The organism is Pseudoduganella aquatica, from assembly GCF_009857595.1.
GTDB classification, from domain to species: domain Bacteria; phylum Pseudomonadota; class Gammaproteobacteria; order Burkholderiales; family Burkholderiaceae_D; genus Rugamonas; species Rugamonas aquatica_A.
On sequence record NZ_WWCU01000067.1, the window covers coordinates 1 to 15528 of the forward strand.

Below are 15528 nucleotides of genomic sequence, written 5' to 3' on the forward strand. Positions count from 1 at the left end.
CAGGCGCGCCGCCGCCGCCGCGAAATCCTCCCCGCGCGCCAGCTCCTCGCCCGCGCCCGGCTCGCGCAGGCAGGCCGCCAGCGCCAGGCGCGCGTCGCCCAGCGTGCCGGAGATCCAGATGTCGTCGCCGGGCTGCGCCGCGTCGCGCCGCAGCGCTTCGCCGGGCGCCAGTTCGCCGAAGATGGTGATGCAGATGTTGAGCGGCCCCTTGGTGGTGTCGCCGCCTATCAGTTCGCAGCCGTGCGCATCGGCCAGTGCGAACAGGCCGGCGGAAAACTCCGCCAGCCAGGCCCGCTCGGCCGACGGCAGCGCCAGCGCCAGGGTAAAGCCCACCGGACGCGCGCCCATGGCCGCCAGGTCGGACAGGTTGACCGCCAGGCTCTTATGGCCCAGCCGGCGCGGATCGGCCCCGGCGAAGAAGTGGCGGCCTTCCACCAGCATGTCGGAGGAAATGGCGGTCTGCATGCCGGCGCCGGGCGTGAGCAAGGCGCAGTCGTCGCCTATGCCCAGCGTGGCGCGGACGGGACGGGGGCGGTTGAAGTATTCTGCGATGAGGTCGAATTCGGAGAGCATGCCGCCATTGTACTAGCGTGCCGCGCCTCCGGCTTCAGGCGTTGCCGCCCTCGGTCATTTCGTCTTCGTGCGCCATCTGGCGCTTGTGGCGGCTGAAGCTGTAGCCCCACACGCCGGTGGACGCCACGGCCACGGCTGCCAGCAGGGCCGATTGCGCCGTGCCTGGCTCGGCAAAAAACAGCAGCAGCGTGGCCGCCGGGAAGACGATGCTGGAGAGTCGGAAACAGTGGTGCCAGAATTGGGTGTCCATCGTGTACCTTTCTTTCCAGGATGACAATCAACCCAGTCTATTACGCGGAAGTTACATTGTCTAGGAGAACTAAAGGCCTAAGTCCATGTTTTTTCAACGAATTGCTTTCAGAGAAAGTATGCGCAACAGTTGCAATCTGAAAGGTGCAAGGGCCATAGAAAAAATTGATAATTTTGAAAAATCCGATAGTTATTCTGTCCTATTCGTGAAAATACCTAGCTAACTGAAAGAATTGGTCTGATAGAATCGGAAGCTTTCCCGATAGACAAACAGGAAGGCTGTACAGCATGGATTCGTCATCTGATAAAAAAGAGGAATTGAGACAACAACTGCGCCTGGCCGCGCTCGAATACCACGAGTGCCCGAAACCCGGCAAAATCAGTGTTACCCCCACCAAGCAGTTGACCAATCAGCGCGACCTGGCGCTGGCCTACTCCCCGGGCGTGGCCGCTCCGTGCGAAGAAATCGTCGCCGACCCAGCCAACTCCTACAAGTACACCGCGCGCGGCAACCTGGTCGCCGTCATCACCAACGGCACCGCCGTGCTGGGCCTGGGCAATATCGGCCCGCTGGCGGCCAAGCCTGTGATGGAAGGCAAGGGCGTGCTGTTCAAGAAATTCGCCGGCATCGACGTGTTCGACATCGAGATCAACGAATCCGATCCGGACAAGCTGTGCGACATCATCGCCTCCCTGGAGCCGACCTTCGGCGGCGTCAACCTGGAAGACATCAAGGCGCCCGAGTGCTTCACCATCGAGCGCCAGCTGCGCGAGCGCATGAAGATTCCGGTCTTCCATGACGACCAGCACGGCACCGCCATCATCGTGGGCGCGGCCCTGCTGAACGGCATCCAGCTGGTGGGCAAGAACATCAAGGAATGCAAACTGGTGGTGTCCGGCGCCGGCGCGGCCGCGCTGGCCTGCCTGGACCTGATCGTCGATCTAGGCTTCCCGCTGGAAAACATCTTCGTCACCGACCTGGCCGGCGTGGTCTACAAGGGCCGCACCGAGCTGATGGACCCGGACAAGGAACGCTTCGCGCGCGACACCACGGCCCGCACCCTGGCCGAAGTGATACCGGACGCCGACATCTTCCTGGGCGTGTCCGCCGGCGGCGTGCTGAAGCAGGACATGGTCAAGCAGATGGCCCCGAACCCGCTGATCCTGGCGCTGGCCAACCCGAATCCGGAAATCCTGCCGGAAGACGTGAAGGCGGTGCGCGGCGACGCCATCATCTGCACCGGCCGTTCGGACTATCCGAACCAGGTCAACAACGTGCTGTGCTTCCCCTACATCTTCCGCGGCGCGCTCGACTGCGGCGCCACCACGATTACCCGTGAAATGGAAATCGCCGTGGTGCACGCGATCGCCGAGCTGGCGCACGCCGAGCAGTCCGACATCGTGGCCACCACCTATGGCGTGAACAACCTGTCCTTCGGCCCGGAATACCTGATCCCGATGCCGTTCGACCCGCGCCTGCTGACCAAGATCGCCCCGGCCGTGGCCAAGGCGGCCTTCGACTCCGGCGTGGCCACCCGTCCGATCAAGGACCTGGAAGCCTACGCCGACAGCCTGCAGCAGTTCGTGTACCGCTCCGGCACCTTCATGAAGCCGCTGTTCGCGGTGGCCAAGCAGACCCCGGCCGAGCTGAAACGCATCGTCTACGCCGAAGGCGAAGAAGAGCGCGTGCTGCGCGCCGTGCAGGTGGTGGTGGACGAGCGCCTGGCGCGCCCCATCCTGGTGGGCCGTCCGGCCGTGCTGGAAACCCGCATCACCAAATTCGGCCTGCGCCTGCGCCAGGGCATAGACTACGACGTCATCAATCCGGACTTCGACGAGCGCTACCGCGAATACTGGACCGCCTACTACGACCTGGCCAAGCGCAACGGCGTGACGCAGGAATACGCCAAGCTGGAAATGCGCCGCCGCCACTCGCTGATCGGCGCCATGATGATCAAGAAGGGCGACGCCGACGGCATGATCTGCGGCACCTTCGGCACCACCGACCTGCACCTGAAGTATATCGACCAGGTGCTGGGCCGCCGCGCCGGCGCCTGCGTGTACGCCGCCATGAACGTGCTGGTGCTGCCTGAGCGCCAGCTGGTCATCGTGGACACCCACGTCAACGAGAACCCGGACGCCAACCAGCTGGCCGCCATCACCATGATGGCCGCCGAGGAAATGAAGCGCTTCGGCCTGCAGCCGCGCGCCGCGCTGCTGTCGCACTCCAACTTCGGCTCGTCCAACAGCGCCTCGGCGCAGAAGATGCGCGCCGCGCTGGCCATCGTCAAGGAACAGGCGCCGGAACTGGAAGTGGACGGCGAAATGCACGGCGATACCGCGCTGGACTCCAAGCTGCGCCAGAAAATCATGCCGGATTCCTTCCTGACGGCGGACGCCAACCTGCTGGTGATGCCGAACATCGACTCGGCCAACATCGCCTACAACCTGCTGAAAACGGCGGCCGGCAATGGCATCGCGGTCGGCCCCATCCTGCTGGGCTGCGCCGCGCCGGTGCACATCCTCACCCCGTCGGCCACCGTGCGCCGCATCGTCAACATGACGGCGCTGTGCGTGGTGGACGCGGTGGCGCAACGTAAAGCTTGACGCGAGGCCAGCCTCCGAAAGTTGCCGTGTAACAAGATGTAAGTTCTGTAAGGCCCGTCCGGTGCAAATCGGGCGGGCCTCATGTCTCTGTTACAATACCCGGCTGTCAAAGTTTCGTTGGAAAACGTGAATATCATGCAAAAGACTAAAAAAGCGCTCGTTACGGGCATTACCGGCCAGGATGGCGCCTATCTGGCGGAACTGCTGCTGGGCAAGGGGTATGTTGTCACCGGCACCTATCGCCGCACCAGCTCCGTCAATTTCTGGCGCATTGAAGAACTGGGCATCCAGAATCACCCCAACCTGAAACTGGTCGAATACGACCTGACCGACCTGAGCTCGAGCATCCGCCTGATCCAGCAAGGCGAATTCGACGAGGTGTACAACCTGGCGGCGCAGAGCTTTGTCGGCGTGTCCTTCGAACAGCCGATCACCACCGCCGAAATCACCGGCGTCGGTCCGGTCAACCTGCTCGAAGCGATCCGCATCGTCAATCCGAAGATCCGCTTCTACCAGGCCTCGACCTCGGAAATGTTCGGCAAGGTGCAAGCCATTCCGCAGGTGGAAGACACCCCGTTCTACCCGCGCAGCCCTTACGGCGTGGCCAAGCTGTACGCCCACTGGATGACCGTGAACTACCGCGAGTCCTACGGCATCTTCGGCTCCTCGGGCATCCTGTTCAACCACGAGTCGCCGCTGCGCGGCCGCGAGTTCGTCACCCGCAAGATCACCGACTCGGTCGCCAAGATCAAGCTGGGCAAGCTGGACGTGCTGGAACTGGGCAATATGGACGCCAAGCGCGACTGGGGCTTTGCCAAGGAATACGTGGAAGGCATGTGGCGCATTCTGCAGGCTGACGAACCAGGCACCTACGTGCTGGCCACCAACCGCACCGAAACCGTGCGCGACTTCGTCACCATGGCCTTCAAGGCCGCCGGCATCGCCATCGAATGGAAGGGCGAAGCGGAGAACGAAACCGGCCACGACGCCAAGACCGGCAAAGTGCTGGTGCGCGTCAATCCGAAGTTCTACCGTCCGGCCGAAGTGGAACTGCTGATCGGCAACCCTGCCAAAGCCACCAAGGAACTGGGCTGGGCGCCGAAAACCACGCTGGAAGAGCTGTGCCAGCTGATGGTGGACGCCGACCTGCGCCGCAACGAGATCGGCTTCTCGTTCTGATGAACGCGCCGCTGCACCCACCGCACGCGACGCTGCCGCTGCTGTCCCCGGCCACCGAGGGCGCCGGCAAGCGCGCGCTCGTCACGGGGCTGGCCGGCTTCACCGGCCGCTATGTGGCGGCCGAGCTGCGCGCCGCCGGCTACCGCGTGATCGGCACCACGGTGCCGGGCCATGCGGACGTGTCCGAGGACATGCTGCCGGTGGACCTGACCGACCGCGCCGCCGTGGCGGCCATGGTGCAGGCGGTGCAGCCGGACGTGGTGGTGCACCTGGCGGCCATCGCCTTCGTGGCGCATGCCGACATCGAACAGATTTACCGCGTCAACGTGGTGGGCACCCGCAATCTGCTGGAAGCCCTGGCCGCGCTGGCGAAGAAACCGTCCGCGGTATTGGTGGCATCGAGCGCCAATATCTACGGCAACGCCGACCTGCCCATGCTGGGCGAGGACACGGCGCCGGCTCCGGCCAATGACTACGCCGTCTCCAAGCTGTCCATGGAATACATGGCGCGGCTGTGGATGGACAAGCTGCCTATCATCATTACGCGTCCGTTCAACTACACGGGCGTGGGCCAGCACGAGAACTTCCTGCTGCCGAAAATCGTTGCGCATTTCCGCCGCAAGGCCGCCGACATCGAGCTGGGCAACCTGCACGTGTGGCGCGACTTCTCGGACGTGCGCATGGTCGCCGCCGCCTACCGCCAATTGCTGGCGCTGGCCCCGGCCGGACAAACTTTCAACATCTGTTCCAGCACCGGCTACTCGCTGGGCGAAGCGCTGGACATGATGGGCCGCATCGCCGGCTACCAGATCAACGTGCATGTGAACCCCGCCTTCGTGCGCGCCAATGAAGTGGTGCGCCTGGTGGGCGACAACACCCGCCTGGCCTCCGTGGTCGGGCAAATCGTGCCGGTGCCGCTGGAGCAAACGCTGCGCTGGATGTACGAGGCTTGAGTGTCTTGCGCATTGGCCTTTCCACCACTACTGTTGAACCGGTCCTGACCGGCGGACGCCTCGACGGCATCGGCGTGTATAGCCAGGCGCTGCTGCGCCAGCTGCCGCACGCCGGCTGCTCTGTGCAGCCCATGTCCTTTGCGCCGTTCGGCCAGGGCGCCGCTGCCCTCAGCGTGGGCGTGCCGCTGTCGCATTCCTTCCCCGTCACCACGCTGCGCGACCTGTGCACGCCGGGCGCCGTGCGCGAGCACATGCCCAGCGTGGACCTGTTCCACTCCACCGACTACCGCACCGTGCGCATGGACTGCATGGTGGTGGCCACGCTGCACGACGCGCTGCCGCTGTCGCATCCCGAATGGTGCAGCCCGCGCTTGCGCGGCCTGAAGAACTGGCTGCAGCGCAAGGCCGCGCGCAAGGCCGACCACGTAATCGCCGTGTCGCACTTCGCCGTGCGCGAGCTGGAACAATGCTTCGGCATCGATCCGCGCCGCATCAGCGTGGTGCATAACGGCGTCGACGAACGCTGGCTGGACGCGCCGGAGCCGGAAGCGGTGGCCGTCACCCAGGCGCAGTATGGCCTGAAACCCGGCTACTTCCTGTTTGTCGGCACGCTGCAGCCGCGCAAGAACCTGGGCCGCGTGCTGGCGGCCTACCTGGCCCTGCCGCCGGTGGTGCGCGCCAAGCGCCAACTGGTGGTGGTGGGCGCGCCGGGCTGGCGCAGCGAGGAGCAGCAGGCGCAAATGAAAGCGGCGGTGCAGAACGGCGAAAACGTCGTCTGGCTGGACCGCCTGACCCACGAAGAGCAGCTGCGCCACGTGTACGCCGGCGCGGGCGTGTTCGTGTTCCCATCGCTGTACGAGGGCTTCGGCATACCGGTGGTGGAGGCCTTTGCCTCCGGCGTGCCGGTGGTCGCCTCCAATACCAGTTCGCTGCCCGAAGTGACGCGCGGCGCGGCGCTGGAAGTCGATCCGCTGTCGGTGCCGGAAATCAGCGCCGCCATGCTGGAACTGGCGCGCGACGAGGCGCTGCGCGCGCGCTGCGCGGCCGCCGGCCGCGTGCGCGCCGTCGAGCTGACTTGGGCCGAAACCGCCCGCAAGACGGCCGCCGTGTACCACACCCTTTTATCCTGAGCTTATGCGCGTCCTTCATTTCTACAAGACCTATTACCCCGATTCGTGGGGCGGCATCGAGCAGGTGATACGCCAGATGTGCGTGGGCACCACGCGCCTGGGCGTGCACAACGAAGTGCTGACGCTGACCCGCAACGGCGGCCCGTCGCAGATGGAGATCGAAGGCCACACGGTGCACCGCGTGCCGCTCAACTTCGAGATCGCCTCCAACGCCATGTCGTTCGCGGCCATCCGCAAGCTCAAGCACCTGGCCCGCAGCGCGGACGTGATCCACTACCATTTCCCGTGGCCGTTCATGGACCTGGCGCACTTCATGGCCGGCATCGACAAGCCCAGCGTGGTGACCTACCACTCGGACATCGTGCGCCAGAAAACCCTGCTGCGCGTGTACACGCCGCTCAAGCAGCGCTTCCTGAAAAGCGTGGACGCCATCGTGGCCACCTCGCCCAACTACCTGGCCTCGTCGCCGGTGCTGGGCCGCTACAAGAACAAGACCCGCACCATTACCTACGGCCTGGACCGGAGCATTTATCCCAAGCCGCCGCAGGCGGTGCTGGACAAATGGCGCGCGCGCTGCGGTGAACGCTTCTTCCTGTTCATCGGCATGCTGCGCTACTACAAGGGCCTGCACATCCTGCTCGACGCGCTGGCGGGGACCGACTATCCGGTGGTGATCGTCGGCGCCGGACCGCTGGAGCAGGAGCTCAAGGCGCATGCCGAACGCCTGGGGCTGACGCATGTGATGTTTGTGGGTGCGCTGGAGGAGGAAGACAAGGTGGCGCTGCTGGAGCTGTGCTACGCCATGGCCTTCCCCTCGCATCTGCGCTCGGAGGCGTTCGGCATCTCGCTGCTGGAAGGCGCCATGTACGGCAAGCCCATGATTTCGAGCGAGATCGGCACCGGCACGACCTATATCAATGTGGACCAGGTGACGGGCCTGGTGGTGCCGCCCAGCGACCCGCAAGCCTTCGGCGCGGCCATGCGGACCTTGTGGGAGCAGCCGGAACTGGCCGCCGCCATGGGACGCCGCGCGGCCGAGCGCTATGAGGAATTGTTCACCGCGGAGACGATGGCGCACAGCTATCTGGCGCTGTACCGCGAGCTGGCGGCTGGCGGGTTACGCGCTGCGCGCTAACCCGCCCTACGAAGCACCGTAGCACCGTAGGGCGGGTTAGGCGAAGCCGTAACCCGCCGGAGCCGCCTCAGGCCTCCGCCCAGCGCTCCTTGATCTCCACAATCTCCGGCAGGCGCGCCAGGAACAGGTCCACCAGCTCCGGATCGAAATGCTGGCCGCGCTGCTGGCGCAGGTACTGCACCGCTTCCTCCACCGGCCATGGCGCCTTGTAAGGGCGCGCCGAGGTCAGCGCGTCGAACACGTCTGCAATGGCCACGATGCGCCCCTCCAGCGGAATATCCAGCCCCGCCAGCCCGCGCGGATAGCCGCTGCCGTCCCACTTCTCATGGTGGGTGAGCGCGATATTGCGCGCCAGTGCCAGCATGCCGTGCGCGTGCTCGCCGATGATGTCCGCGCCTATGGTGGCGTGCGACTGCATGACGGCCCATTCTTCCTTGTCCAGCGCGCCCGGCTTCTGCAAAATGCGGTCCGGTATGCCGATCTTGCCCACGTCGTGCATGGGCGCCGCGTGCAGCAGGTCCTCGGCGGCGGTGGCGCTCAGGCCAGCCGCCAGCCCCAGCACGCGCGCGTAGTGGCTCATGCGGATCACGTGCAGGCCGGTCTCGTTGTCCTTGTATTCGGCCGCGAGGCCCAGGCGCTGCACGATCTGCAAGCGCGTTTCCTTCAGCTCGTCCACCCGCACCAGCGACAGATGCGTGCGTACCCGCGCGCGCACGATGGGAGGGCTGAGCGGCTTGGTGATGTAGTCGACCGCGCCGGCCTCGAAGCCGGTGACTTCGTCGTCCGGATCGTTCAGGGCAGTGGCGAAGATGACGGGGATGGCGGCGGTGGCCGGATCGGCTTTCAGGATGCGGCAGGCTTCGTAGCCTGTCATGCCGGGCATCATGACGTCCATCAGGATCAGGTTGGGCGTTTCCTGGCGCGCCAGCTCCAGGGCGCGCGCCGCGTCCTTGGCGAACAGCAGGCGGTAATGGTCTTGCAGGATGTGGCGCAGCAGTTGCAGGTTGCTGGCTTCATCATCCACCGCCAGGATCAGCGGCAGCGAAAGGGCTTGGTTCATTGCGTGCTTTCTGGTTTTGGGGGAAGCGCATCGGCCATGACGGCATCCAGTTTATCCTGCGCCAGCGAGAAGTCAAAATTCGCCACGGCCTGGTGCAGCTGGTCCAGCGTGGCGGGCGGAACGTGGGCCTGCACGCGCTGCGACAGGCTGGCCAGCGCCGCGTCGTCCAGCGCGCCGCGCCGCAGCGATTGCAGCAGCCGTTGCGCATCGCTGCGCGCCGCCTCGATGTCGAGCGCCATCGCGGCCAATGCGGCCGGATCCGCCGCCGCATGCTGCTCGTGTTTTCCCTGCTGCTTCAGCTGCGAGCGGACCGCCTTCAGGGCCGCCGCCAGATGCAGCGCCACGCTGGCGAGCACAGGTTCCAGCACGGGGGCTGGCGTCTCGCTGTGGCCGACGCGCTCGACCTGTTCCTCCATATCGGCCAGCGCCTGCGCCAGCTGCTCCAGCCCCAGGTTGGCGGCCACGCCGCGCGCGCGGTGGGCCAGGGCCTGGATGGCGGGATAGTCCCCGCTGGCGCACAGGGCGTCGAACTGGTGCGCGTCGTTGCTGTGCTCGGCGATGAAATGGGCCAGCGCCGCCTGGTAGGCCGCTTCGCTGCCGTCCCAGCGCCGCAAGCCTGCGGCCCGGTTCAGCACATGCAGGCCCAGGGCTGCGCGCGCTTCGTACAATTCGGCCGGCGCGCTGGCCGGCGCCGGAGACAGCGCCAGCACGCGCGCCAGCTCGCGCGAAAGCTGCGGCCAGTCCACCGGCTTGGATGCGAAACCGTCCATGCCCGCCGCCGAACTGGCCTGGCGGTGCGCTTCCAGCACGCTGGCCGTCATGGCGATGATGGGCACGCGCCGCCGTCCTGCCTGCGCCTCCCGCACGCGGATGGCGCGGGTGGCGGCCAGGCCGTCCATGACCGGCATCTGCACGTCCATCAGTATCACGTCGAAATCCTCGCTGTCCGCCAGTTGCGCGGCGGCCGCCCCGTCTGCCGCGGTGGCCACGCTGTGGCCGCGCTTTTCCAGCATCAGGCGCAGCAGTTCCAGGTTCTGCGCCACGTCGTCCGCCGCCAGTATTCTCAGCGGCGGCAGCGGCAGCGCGCCCGGCTGCTGTTCCTCCTGCGACGCCTGCTCCAGCGCGGGCCGCAGCGGCAGCAGCACGTGGAACACCGTTCCCTCGCCCTGCGTGCTCTCGGCCCAGATTTTCCCGCCCATCAGTTCCACCAGCTGCTTGCTGATGGTGGTGCCCAGGCCGGTGCCGCCGTAGCGCCGCGTCATCGACGGGTCGGCCTGCGTGAAGGGATCGAAAATGGCCTCCAGCCGGTCCGGCGCAATGCCGATGCCGGTGTCGCGCACCGCCAAGTGCAGCTGGCCCTCGCGCAGCGCCGCCTGCAGCGCCACCGAGCCGTGGGCCGTGAACTTGATGGCGTTGTCCAGCAAATTGGTGAGGATCTGCCGCATGCGCAGCTCGTCGCCGTGCAGGCGCGCCGGCAGCTGCTGCGCGTAGCTGACCTCCATCGCCAGCCCCTTCGCGCGCGCGCTGGCGCCGCAGCTGGAGGTCAGCTCGTCGACCAGCGCCAGGAAGTCGTAGTCGGCCTGCTCCAGCTCCACCGCGCCTTTGTCCAGCTTGGCCGTGTCCAGGATTTCGTTGAGCAGGCGCAGCAGCGAGCGGCCCGCGTTGCGCACCGTGTTCAGGTGGCGGCGCTGCTCGGGCGGCAGGTCGCTGTCGAGCAGCACGTCGGTGAAGCCGAGGATGGAATTCATCGGCGTGCGGATCTCGTGGCTCATATTGGCCACGAAGCTGGCGCGCGCGGCGGCCGCCTGCTCCGCGTTGTCCTTGGCGCGCCGCAGCTCCTGCTCCATCTGGCGCCGCTCGGTAATGTCCAGCATCACGCCGTCTATCCAGCGCACCTGGCCTTGCGCGTCGCGCACCACGGCGCCGTGCTCCCAGATCCAGCGCAGGCCGCCGTCGGCGTGCTGCAGGGCGTATTCGATCAGGTAGGGCTGTTCGTGGGCGATGGTGTGTTCGAGCGCGTCCAGCACGCTCTGGCGGTCGGCCGGGACGATCAGGCTGGTCAGCGTGCGGCAGGCGCCGGGGCCGGTGAAGTCGCTTGCCGGATAGCCCGCCACCAGCTCCACGCCGTCGCTCAGGAACACCAGCGGATGCTCGCCGCCCGCCAGGCAGCGGAAGGAGATGCCGGGGATATGCCCGATCAGCGAGCGGAATTGCTGCTCGCTTTCGCCCAGCGCCTGCATCATGGCGCGGCGTTCCGAGATGTCGGTAATAAAGAGCACGAACACGTCCTCGCCGCCGGTGCTGGTGTGGCCCAGCGCGCGCCGGATGGGCACCAGGCTGCCGTCCTTGCGCACGCCCACCAGTTCGGTGCCCGCGTGCGCAGCGCGCGCCTCCACCGCGTTGCGCTGGCGCAGATGGTAGAGCAGGCCGTCCTGTTCCGAGCGCACGGGATCGGCCACCAGCACCGCCACGTTCAGGCCGATGATTTCGCTGCGCCGCCAGCCGAAGATGCGCTCGGCCGAGGCGTTGAATTCCTGGATCACGCCGTCGCCGTTGACGGTGATGACGCCATCCACCGTGGTGGTCAGCAGCGCCCGCATCGAGCTCTCGCTGCGGCGCAGGGTGCGGTACAGTTCGCGGTAGCGCAGCAGGCCGTAGGCGCCCGCGACGAACACCGTGAAAGCCACCGTGATGATGGAGATGGCCAGCGCCAGGAAGCCGCTGCCGGGACCGGCGGCCGAGCCGGGCGGCGGCACGCCGACGAAGCGCGCCGCCGCCATGCCGGTGTAGTGCATGCCGGCGATGGCGCAGCCCATGAACAGCCCGCTCAGCGCCAGGCGGCCGCCGCTTCTCAGGCGCGTGGCGCCGCGCAGGCCGAAGCGCACCCACAGCGCCGCCGTGCCCAGCGCCACCGCCACCAGGATGGACACGGCCGACATCAGCGGATCGTAGCGCAGCACCAGCGTGGACTCCATGGCCGCCATGCCAGAGTAGTGCATGGCGGCGATGCCCAGGCCCACCAGCAGGCCGCCGCAGGCTAGCGTGGCGCCGGTCATCCGGCGGCGGCGCACCAGGGCCAGCGCCACGCAGGACGCGCCCAGGCTGGGCAGCAGGGACAGGATGGTGAGCGAGGGGTCGTAGCTGACGCTGGTGCACAGGCTGAACGCCAGCATGCCGATAAAGTGCATGGACCACACGCCGCAACCCAGCGCGAGGCTGCCGGCCAGCAGCGCCACGGTGCGCAGCATGCGGTTGCCGCCGCCGCGCGCCTGGCCGGCCAGCTGCAGCCCCATCCACGAGGAAAACACCGCCACCAGCACGGACAGCGCCACCAGCGCGGGGTCGTACTGTCCATACGTGAGCAGGGCCGGATCGGACGGCGGAGAGAACAATTGCAGCAGCGAGCTAGTGTCCATGGCAGTTGGCTGGTGAATAATCTCTGTTGCAAAAAAGGATAGCTACATACAGTATCACATTTCCGCATGGAAATAAGTCACATTATTGCCGAGGGCTGCGCGCTAGCGCCACTGCCGCAAATACGTTTGGTACTCAGGGGTTTGCCGCGTTGTGCGGATGGCCTGCCAGTAGGCGTCGATGGCTGCGCGGTTGCGGTTGTAGAAGCTGCGGTTCACCATCAGGAACAGCGGCGTGAGATGGAAGGGCGTGGGCAGCGCCTCGATCCGGCCTTTGTAGGCCTGGCTGATGTAAAACCCCGCTTCCGCCTCCTGCGCGATGGCGGCCGAGAGCCGGTCGAAGGCCAGCTTGCTGAGGTTCTGGTCGGCGCTCTTGGCGCCGTCGTCCACCGCCACGCCGAGCTTGCGCAGCAGCGGCCCGTGGATAAAGCCCGCCTGCACGCCCACCGGCTGCGGCCCCAGTCCCTTGAACTGCTTGCCGTTCCACTGCACGGCGCTGCCGCTGCGGCGGTACACCATGAAGCGCGTGATGGCCAGCGCATACGAGTCGTCCGGCTGCGCGCCCTGCATGGGAATCACGCCGTAGCCCACCCGCTCCGGCGCATAGGCGGCGATCAGCGCATCCGTCTCGCCATGCTCCAGCTGCGCCAGGCAGCGCGCGCGCGGCGCGAAGGTGTTCTCTATCTTGATGTCGCCGCCCTTGGCGGCCCGGCGCAGCAGCTCCTGTGCCTGTCCGCTGCCGTCGGGCATGGTGTAGGGCGCGAACGGACGGTCGAAGGTGCACAGCCGCACCGTCAGCGCGGAAGCGTTGCAGGCGATCAGGCACAGGCTGGCGGTCAATAAGCGGAGCACGGAACACCCAAGGAAATCGGATGACCGACTATAGCGGCATCCGCGCCTTATTGTCCAATGGGCGAGGGACGGCCGCGCATGGCAAACAACAGCAGGCCTTACTTGTGCAGTTCGATGGGGATGGCCTTGCCGTCGGCGGAGACGGTAAAGCGGGCGGCCTCGTATTTCGGCGGGCCGAAGCTGCCTTTGGCGTTGTTGCTGGTGCCGGTGGGCTCGGTGGGAATGCCGAACATCCTGGTGTCGAGCTTGCCGTCGCTGTTGATGTCCTGGAACAGCGATACGGCGTAGTCGCCTGCAGGCACATCGGTCAGGTCGACCCGCATGGCCGCGTTGGCGGCCGGCACGGTCAGCTTGCGCAGCGGCTTTTTCAGGAAGTCCTCGCTGCTGTTGTAGAGCGCAATCACCAGGTTACCCTGGCCGGCCTGCACGCCTTTGAGGTCCAGCGTCAGCGTGCCGGCTTGCGCCGAGCTTGCCAGCGCCGCCAGCGCGATCGCCGCCGCGCTGCTGCGGGCGGTCTTGCCCCAGAAATACGACAGTACCATCAGGAACACCATCATCGCCACGCCTTGCGCAAGGCCGGCCATCGCCTTCTGGCCATGCAATGCCGGGATGCGCACAAACGCTTCGTTGATCAGGCCTCCGACGAGCTGGTAATAGCTGAACAGCATGGCGCTCAGGTGGATGCGCAGCCAGTAGCGCCCCGGCTTGCGCCAGCGGGCCGAGGCAAAGGCTACCGCCAGACTGAGCAAGGTACACAGCGCCAGGATGTGAAAGACGTTGAAGCCGCCCAGCTGGTAGACGCCCAGCGCGGTCAGGTTAGCCAGCAGCATGGCATAGATATAGCGCATGCCGTCGCGCCGATGTACGGCGCCGCCTTTGGCCCGCCACAGCATGGCGCCGCCGATGATCAGGGCGTAGCTGCAGGCCAGTGTGTGCAGCCATCCGGTCAGAGTCAGGTGCATGGTTTGTCCTCTTGGAGTAGGTGGGGTCAGAGATCCAGCAGGGAGCGCAGCTGGGTAATGTAGTGGCGGTAGGCTGCGCGCCCGGCCGGGGTGGAGCGGATGCGTGTCAAAGGCTTCTTGCCGACGATCTGCTTGTCGATTTCCAGATACGCTGCGCGCGACAGCGTTTCCAGGTGCGAGCCGAGATTGCCGTCGCTGGCGTTGATCATGGATTTCAGGCGCACAAATTCCACCCACTCGTCTTTTTTCAGCGCGAGCAAGGCGGTCATGATGCGCAGGCGGGTGGTTTGGTGGATGACTTCGTCCAGCTTGCTCATGATGGCCTGCTCAGCGTGCGTTGCGGATCCAGGTGCCGCCCAGCAGCAGTCCACCGCCGGCAGCCGCTGCCATCGCCAGGTCGTACCACGGCCCGAGACAGAAGTAGGCGGCAAGGCTGGCCGCCATGACGGCAGCGCCGAGCACGGTCCAGCGCAGTCCCGCCCACAGGCCGTACAGCATGTAGCCGGTCATCGCCATGCAGGTCCACAGCACCTCGATGGCGCGGCCGTGCGGTCCGATCAGCAGGGAGGCGAGCATGCCGAACAACAGCAGAATGAGTGCCGCACACAGCAGGCGGCGATCAGTGTGCTTGCTGCTGGCGGCGTCCCGGCTGCGCAGGCGCAGCCATATGGTGGCAGCGAAGCCCACGGCATCGCACACCAGCCAGATGCTGCCGCTGCGGGCAGGCAGGAAGAATGTGGCCAGATGGGCGGCCATCCATACCAAGCCCCAAATCTGGATGATACGCCCCTGCCGCCAATAGCCGAGAAAGCGTCCGCTACGTTGTTGTGTCTGCTCGACTTCCGCGAGCATCGCCTGAGCCAGTTGCTGGTCCATGATGTCCATAAAATACTCTGTAGTGCAGAGTACTTTATGGATTAATTGCAGAGATGTCAATCCAGATAACAAAAACCACTCTGTCTGTGCGACAAGCGGATTCTGAGTGGGAATGCTGTGGTGAGCTGTGCGGTAATGATGCCCGGGGCGGAATCGATTCCTAGCCCTATCTCGCATGGATACTTTTTAGAAGTTCTGCCTGCGCTGCTCGGCCAGATCCCGGCCGACGTGCGGATCAATATCGTTAGCGGCGACGGCGCGTACGGCCCGAAGCCTGTCACGTAGCCATTGCCGCTCTCTCACAGCGATCCCACTGCGAGAGGGCGCTGCGACATAGCGCTGTGCTGTAGCCACTGCGCAGGCGCTCGACTTGCGTATTCGCGTGGGTGTGCTCAATCGCATGAGTGCGCTGGGTGTTCTCAAAGACCAAGTGCAACACCTTTTGCTGTAAGGTGCCGCCATGGCGAGAATCTACAAACATTTGACAACCCAGGAGCGCGCTGTCGTCATGACCATGCGCGACGACCAGTGCTCCACCC

General features: G+C 65.8%; 14 protein-coding genes and 1 pseudogene. 6 read left to right on the forward strand and 9 right to left on the reverse strand.

The window, feature by feature from the left end:
* Both thiL and GTP77_RS28785 read right to left on the reverse strand, forming a co-directional pair.
* A partial coding sequence (thiL, locus tag GTP77_RS28780; RefSeq protein WP_161075583.1) for a thiamine-phosphate kinase occupies positions 1–573 on the reverse strand: 573 nt, incomplete at its 3' end.
* Between the two features lie 34 nt (positions 574–607).
* The gene (locus tag GTP77_RS28785) at positions 608–823 is read right to left on the reverse strand and encodes a hypothetical protein (RefSeq protein WP_161075584.1); all 216 of its coding nucleotides are present in this window, start codon (positions 821–823) and stop codon (positions 608–610) included.
* Between the two features lie 287 nt (positions 824–1110).
* On the opposite strand from GTP77_RS28785, the gene GTP77_RS28790 reads away from it, so the two are divergent.
* The 5 genes from GTP77_RS28790 to GTP77_RS28810 all read left to right on the forward strand — a co-directional run bounded on the left by GTP77_RS28790 (position 1111) and on the right by GTP77_RS28810 (position 7826).
* Positions 1111–3429: an NADP-dependent malic enzyme gene (locus tag GTP77_RS28790; RefSeq protein ID WP_161075585.1), complete on the forward strand. Its 2319-nt coding sequence runs from the start codon at positions 1111–1113 to the stop codon at positions 3427–3429.
* 135 nt (positions 3430–3564) lie between these two features.
* The gene (gene gmd / locus GTP77_RS28795) at positions 3565–4608 is read left to right on the forward strand and encodes a GDP-mannose 4,6-dehydratase (RefSeq protein WP_161075586.1); all 1044 of its coding nucleotides are present in this window, start codon (positions 3565–3567) and stop codon (positions 4606–4608) included.
* A complete protein-coding gene (locus GTP77_RS28800) occupies positions 4608–5561 on the forward strand; it encodes an NAD-dependent epimerase/dehydratase family protein (protein WP_161075587.1) in 954 nt (317 codons plus the stop codon). Before gmd ends, GTP77_RS28800 begins: the two co-directional genes overlap by 1 nt.
* 5 nt (positions 5562–5566) lie before the next feature.
* On the forward strand, positions 5567–6691 hold the full coding sequence (locus GTP77_RS28805; RefSeq protein WP_308807796.1) for a glycosyltransferase family 4 protein: 1125 nt from the start codon (positions 5567–5569) through the stop codon (positions 6689–6691).
* Positions 6692–6695: 4 nt separating this feature from the next.
* Positions 6696–7826 (forward strand): glycosyltransferase family 4 protein, encoded by a 1131-nt coding sequence (locus tag GTP77_RS28810; RefSeq protein ID WP_161075589.1) that lies wholly within the window; start codon positions 6696–6698, stop codon positions 7824–7826.
* A 67-nt stretch (positions 7827–7893) separates the two neighbouring features.
* Here GTP77_RS28810 and GTP77_RS28815 read toward each other — a convergent pair whose 3' ends face one another.
* The 6 genes from GTP77_RS28815 to GTP77_RS28840 form a co-directional block, all read right to left on the reverse strand.
* Positions 7894–8886, reverse strand: a complete 993-nt coding sequence (locus tag GTP77_RS28815; protein ID WP_161075590.1) for an HD domain-containing phosphohydrolase — start codon at positions 8884–8886, stop codon at positions 7894–7896.
* Positions 8883–12302: an MHYT domain-containing protein gene (locus GTP77_RS28820; RefSeq protein WP_161075591.1), complete on the reverse strand. Its 3420-nt coding sequence runs from the start codon at positions 12300–12302 to the stop codon at positions 8883–8885. The genes GTP77_RS28815 and GTP77_RS28820 overlap by 4 nt, the downstream gene beginning before the upstream one ends.
* A 102-nt stretch (positions 12303–12404) precedes the next feature.
* Positions 12405–13151, reverse strand: a complete 747-nt coding sequence (locus GTP77_RS28825; RefSeq protein ID WP_161075592.1) for a substrate-binding periplasmic protein — start codon at positions 13149–13151, stop codon at positions 12405–12407.
* Between the two features lie 98 nt (positions 13152–13249).
* On the reverse strand, positions 13250–14113 hold the full coding sequence (locus GTP77_RS28830) for a DUF2141 domain-containing protein (RefSeq protein ID WP_161075593.1): 864 nt from the start codon (positions 14111–14113) through the stop codon (positions 13250–13252).
* Positions 14114–14139: 26 nt separating this feature from the next.
* On the reverse strand, positions 14140–14430 hold the full coding sequence (locus tag GTP77_RS28835) for a transcriptional regulator (RefSeq protein ID WP_161075594.1): 291 nt from the start codon (positions 14428–14430) through the stop codon (positions 14140–14142).
* Between the two features lie 10 nt (positions 14431–14440).
* On the reverse strand, positions 14441–14998 hold the full coding sequence (locus GTP77_RS28840) for a hypothetical protein (protein WP_161075595.1): 558 nt from the start codon (positions 14996–14998) through the stop codon (positions 14441–14443).
* Between the two features lie 183 nt (positions 14999–15181).
* On the opposite strand from GTP77_RS28840, the pseudogene GTP77_RS31325 reads away from it, so the two are divergent.
* Positions 15182–15282, forward strand: a pseudogene (locus GTP77_RS31325) (IS5/IS1182 family transposase); the annotation flags it as partial.
* Here the strand turns inward: GTP77_RS31325 and GTP77_RS30400 are convergent.
* Positions 15267–15528: hypothetical protein (locus tag GTP77_RS30400; RefSeq protein ID WP_223149410.1), on the reverse strand; the 262-nt coding region annotated here is incomplete at its 5' end. The pseudogene GTP77_RS31325 and the gene GTP77_RS30400 sit on opposite strands and share 16 nt — an antisense overlap.

Excerpts from the sequence above, each read along its gene's own strand:
- GTP77_RS28785 (WP_161075584.1), bottom strand. The coding sequence starts at position 823 with ATGGACACCCAATTCTGGCACCACTGTTTCCGACTCTCCAGCATCGTC.
- GTP77_RS28790 (WP_161075585.1), top strand. The coding sequence starts at position 1,111 with ATGGATTCGTCATCTGATAAAAAAGAGGAATTGAGACAACAACTGCGC.
- gmd (WP_161075586.1), top strand. The coding sequence starts at position 3,565 with ATGCAAAAGACTAAAAAAGCGCTCGTTACGGGCATTACCGGCCAGGAT.
- GTP77_RS28800 (WP_161075587.1), top strand. The coding sequence starts at position 4,608 with ATGAACGCGCCGCTGCACCCACCGCACGCGACGCTGCCGCTGCTGTCC.
- GTP77_RS28810 (WP_161075589.1), top strand. The coding sequence starts at position 6,696 with ATGCGCGTCCTTCATTTCTACAAGACCTATTACCCCGATTCGTGGGGC.
- GTP77_RS28815 (WP_161075590.1), bottom strand. The coding sequence starts at position 8,886 with ATGAACCAAGCCCTTTCGCTGCCGCTGATCCTGGCGGTGGATGATGAA.
- GTP77_RS28820 (WP_161075591.1), bottom strand. The coding sequence starts at position 12,302 with ATGGACACTAGCTCGCTGCTGCAATTGTTCTCTCCGCCGTCCGATCCG.
- GTP77_RS28830 (WP_161075593.1), bottom strand. The coding sequence starts at position 14,113 with ATGCACCTGACTCTGACCGGATGGCTGCACACACTGGCCTGCAGCTAC.
- GTP77_RS28835 (WP_161075594.1), bottom strand. The coding sequence starts at position 14,430 with ATGAGCAAGCTGGACGAAGTCATCCACCAAACCACCCGCCTGCGCATC.
- GTP77_RS28840 (WP_161075595.1), bottom strand. The coding sequence starts at position 14,998 with ATGGACATCATGGACCAGCAACTGGCTCAGGCGATGCTCGCGGAAGTC.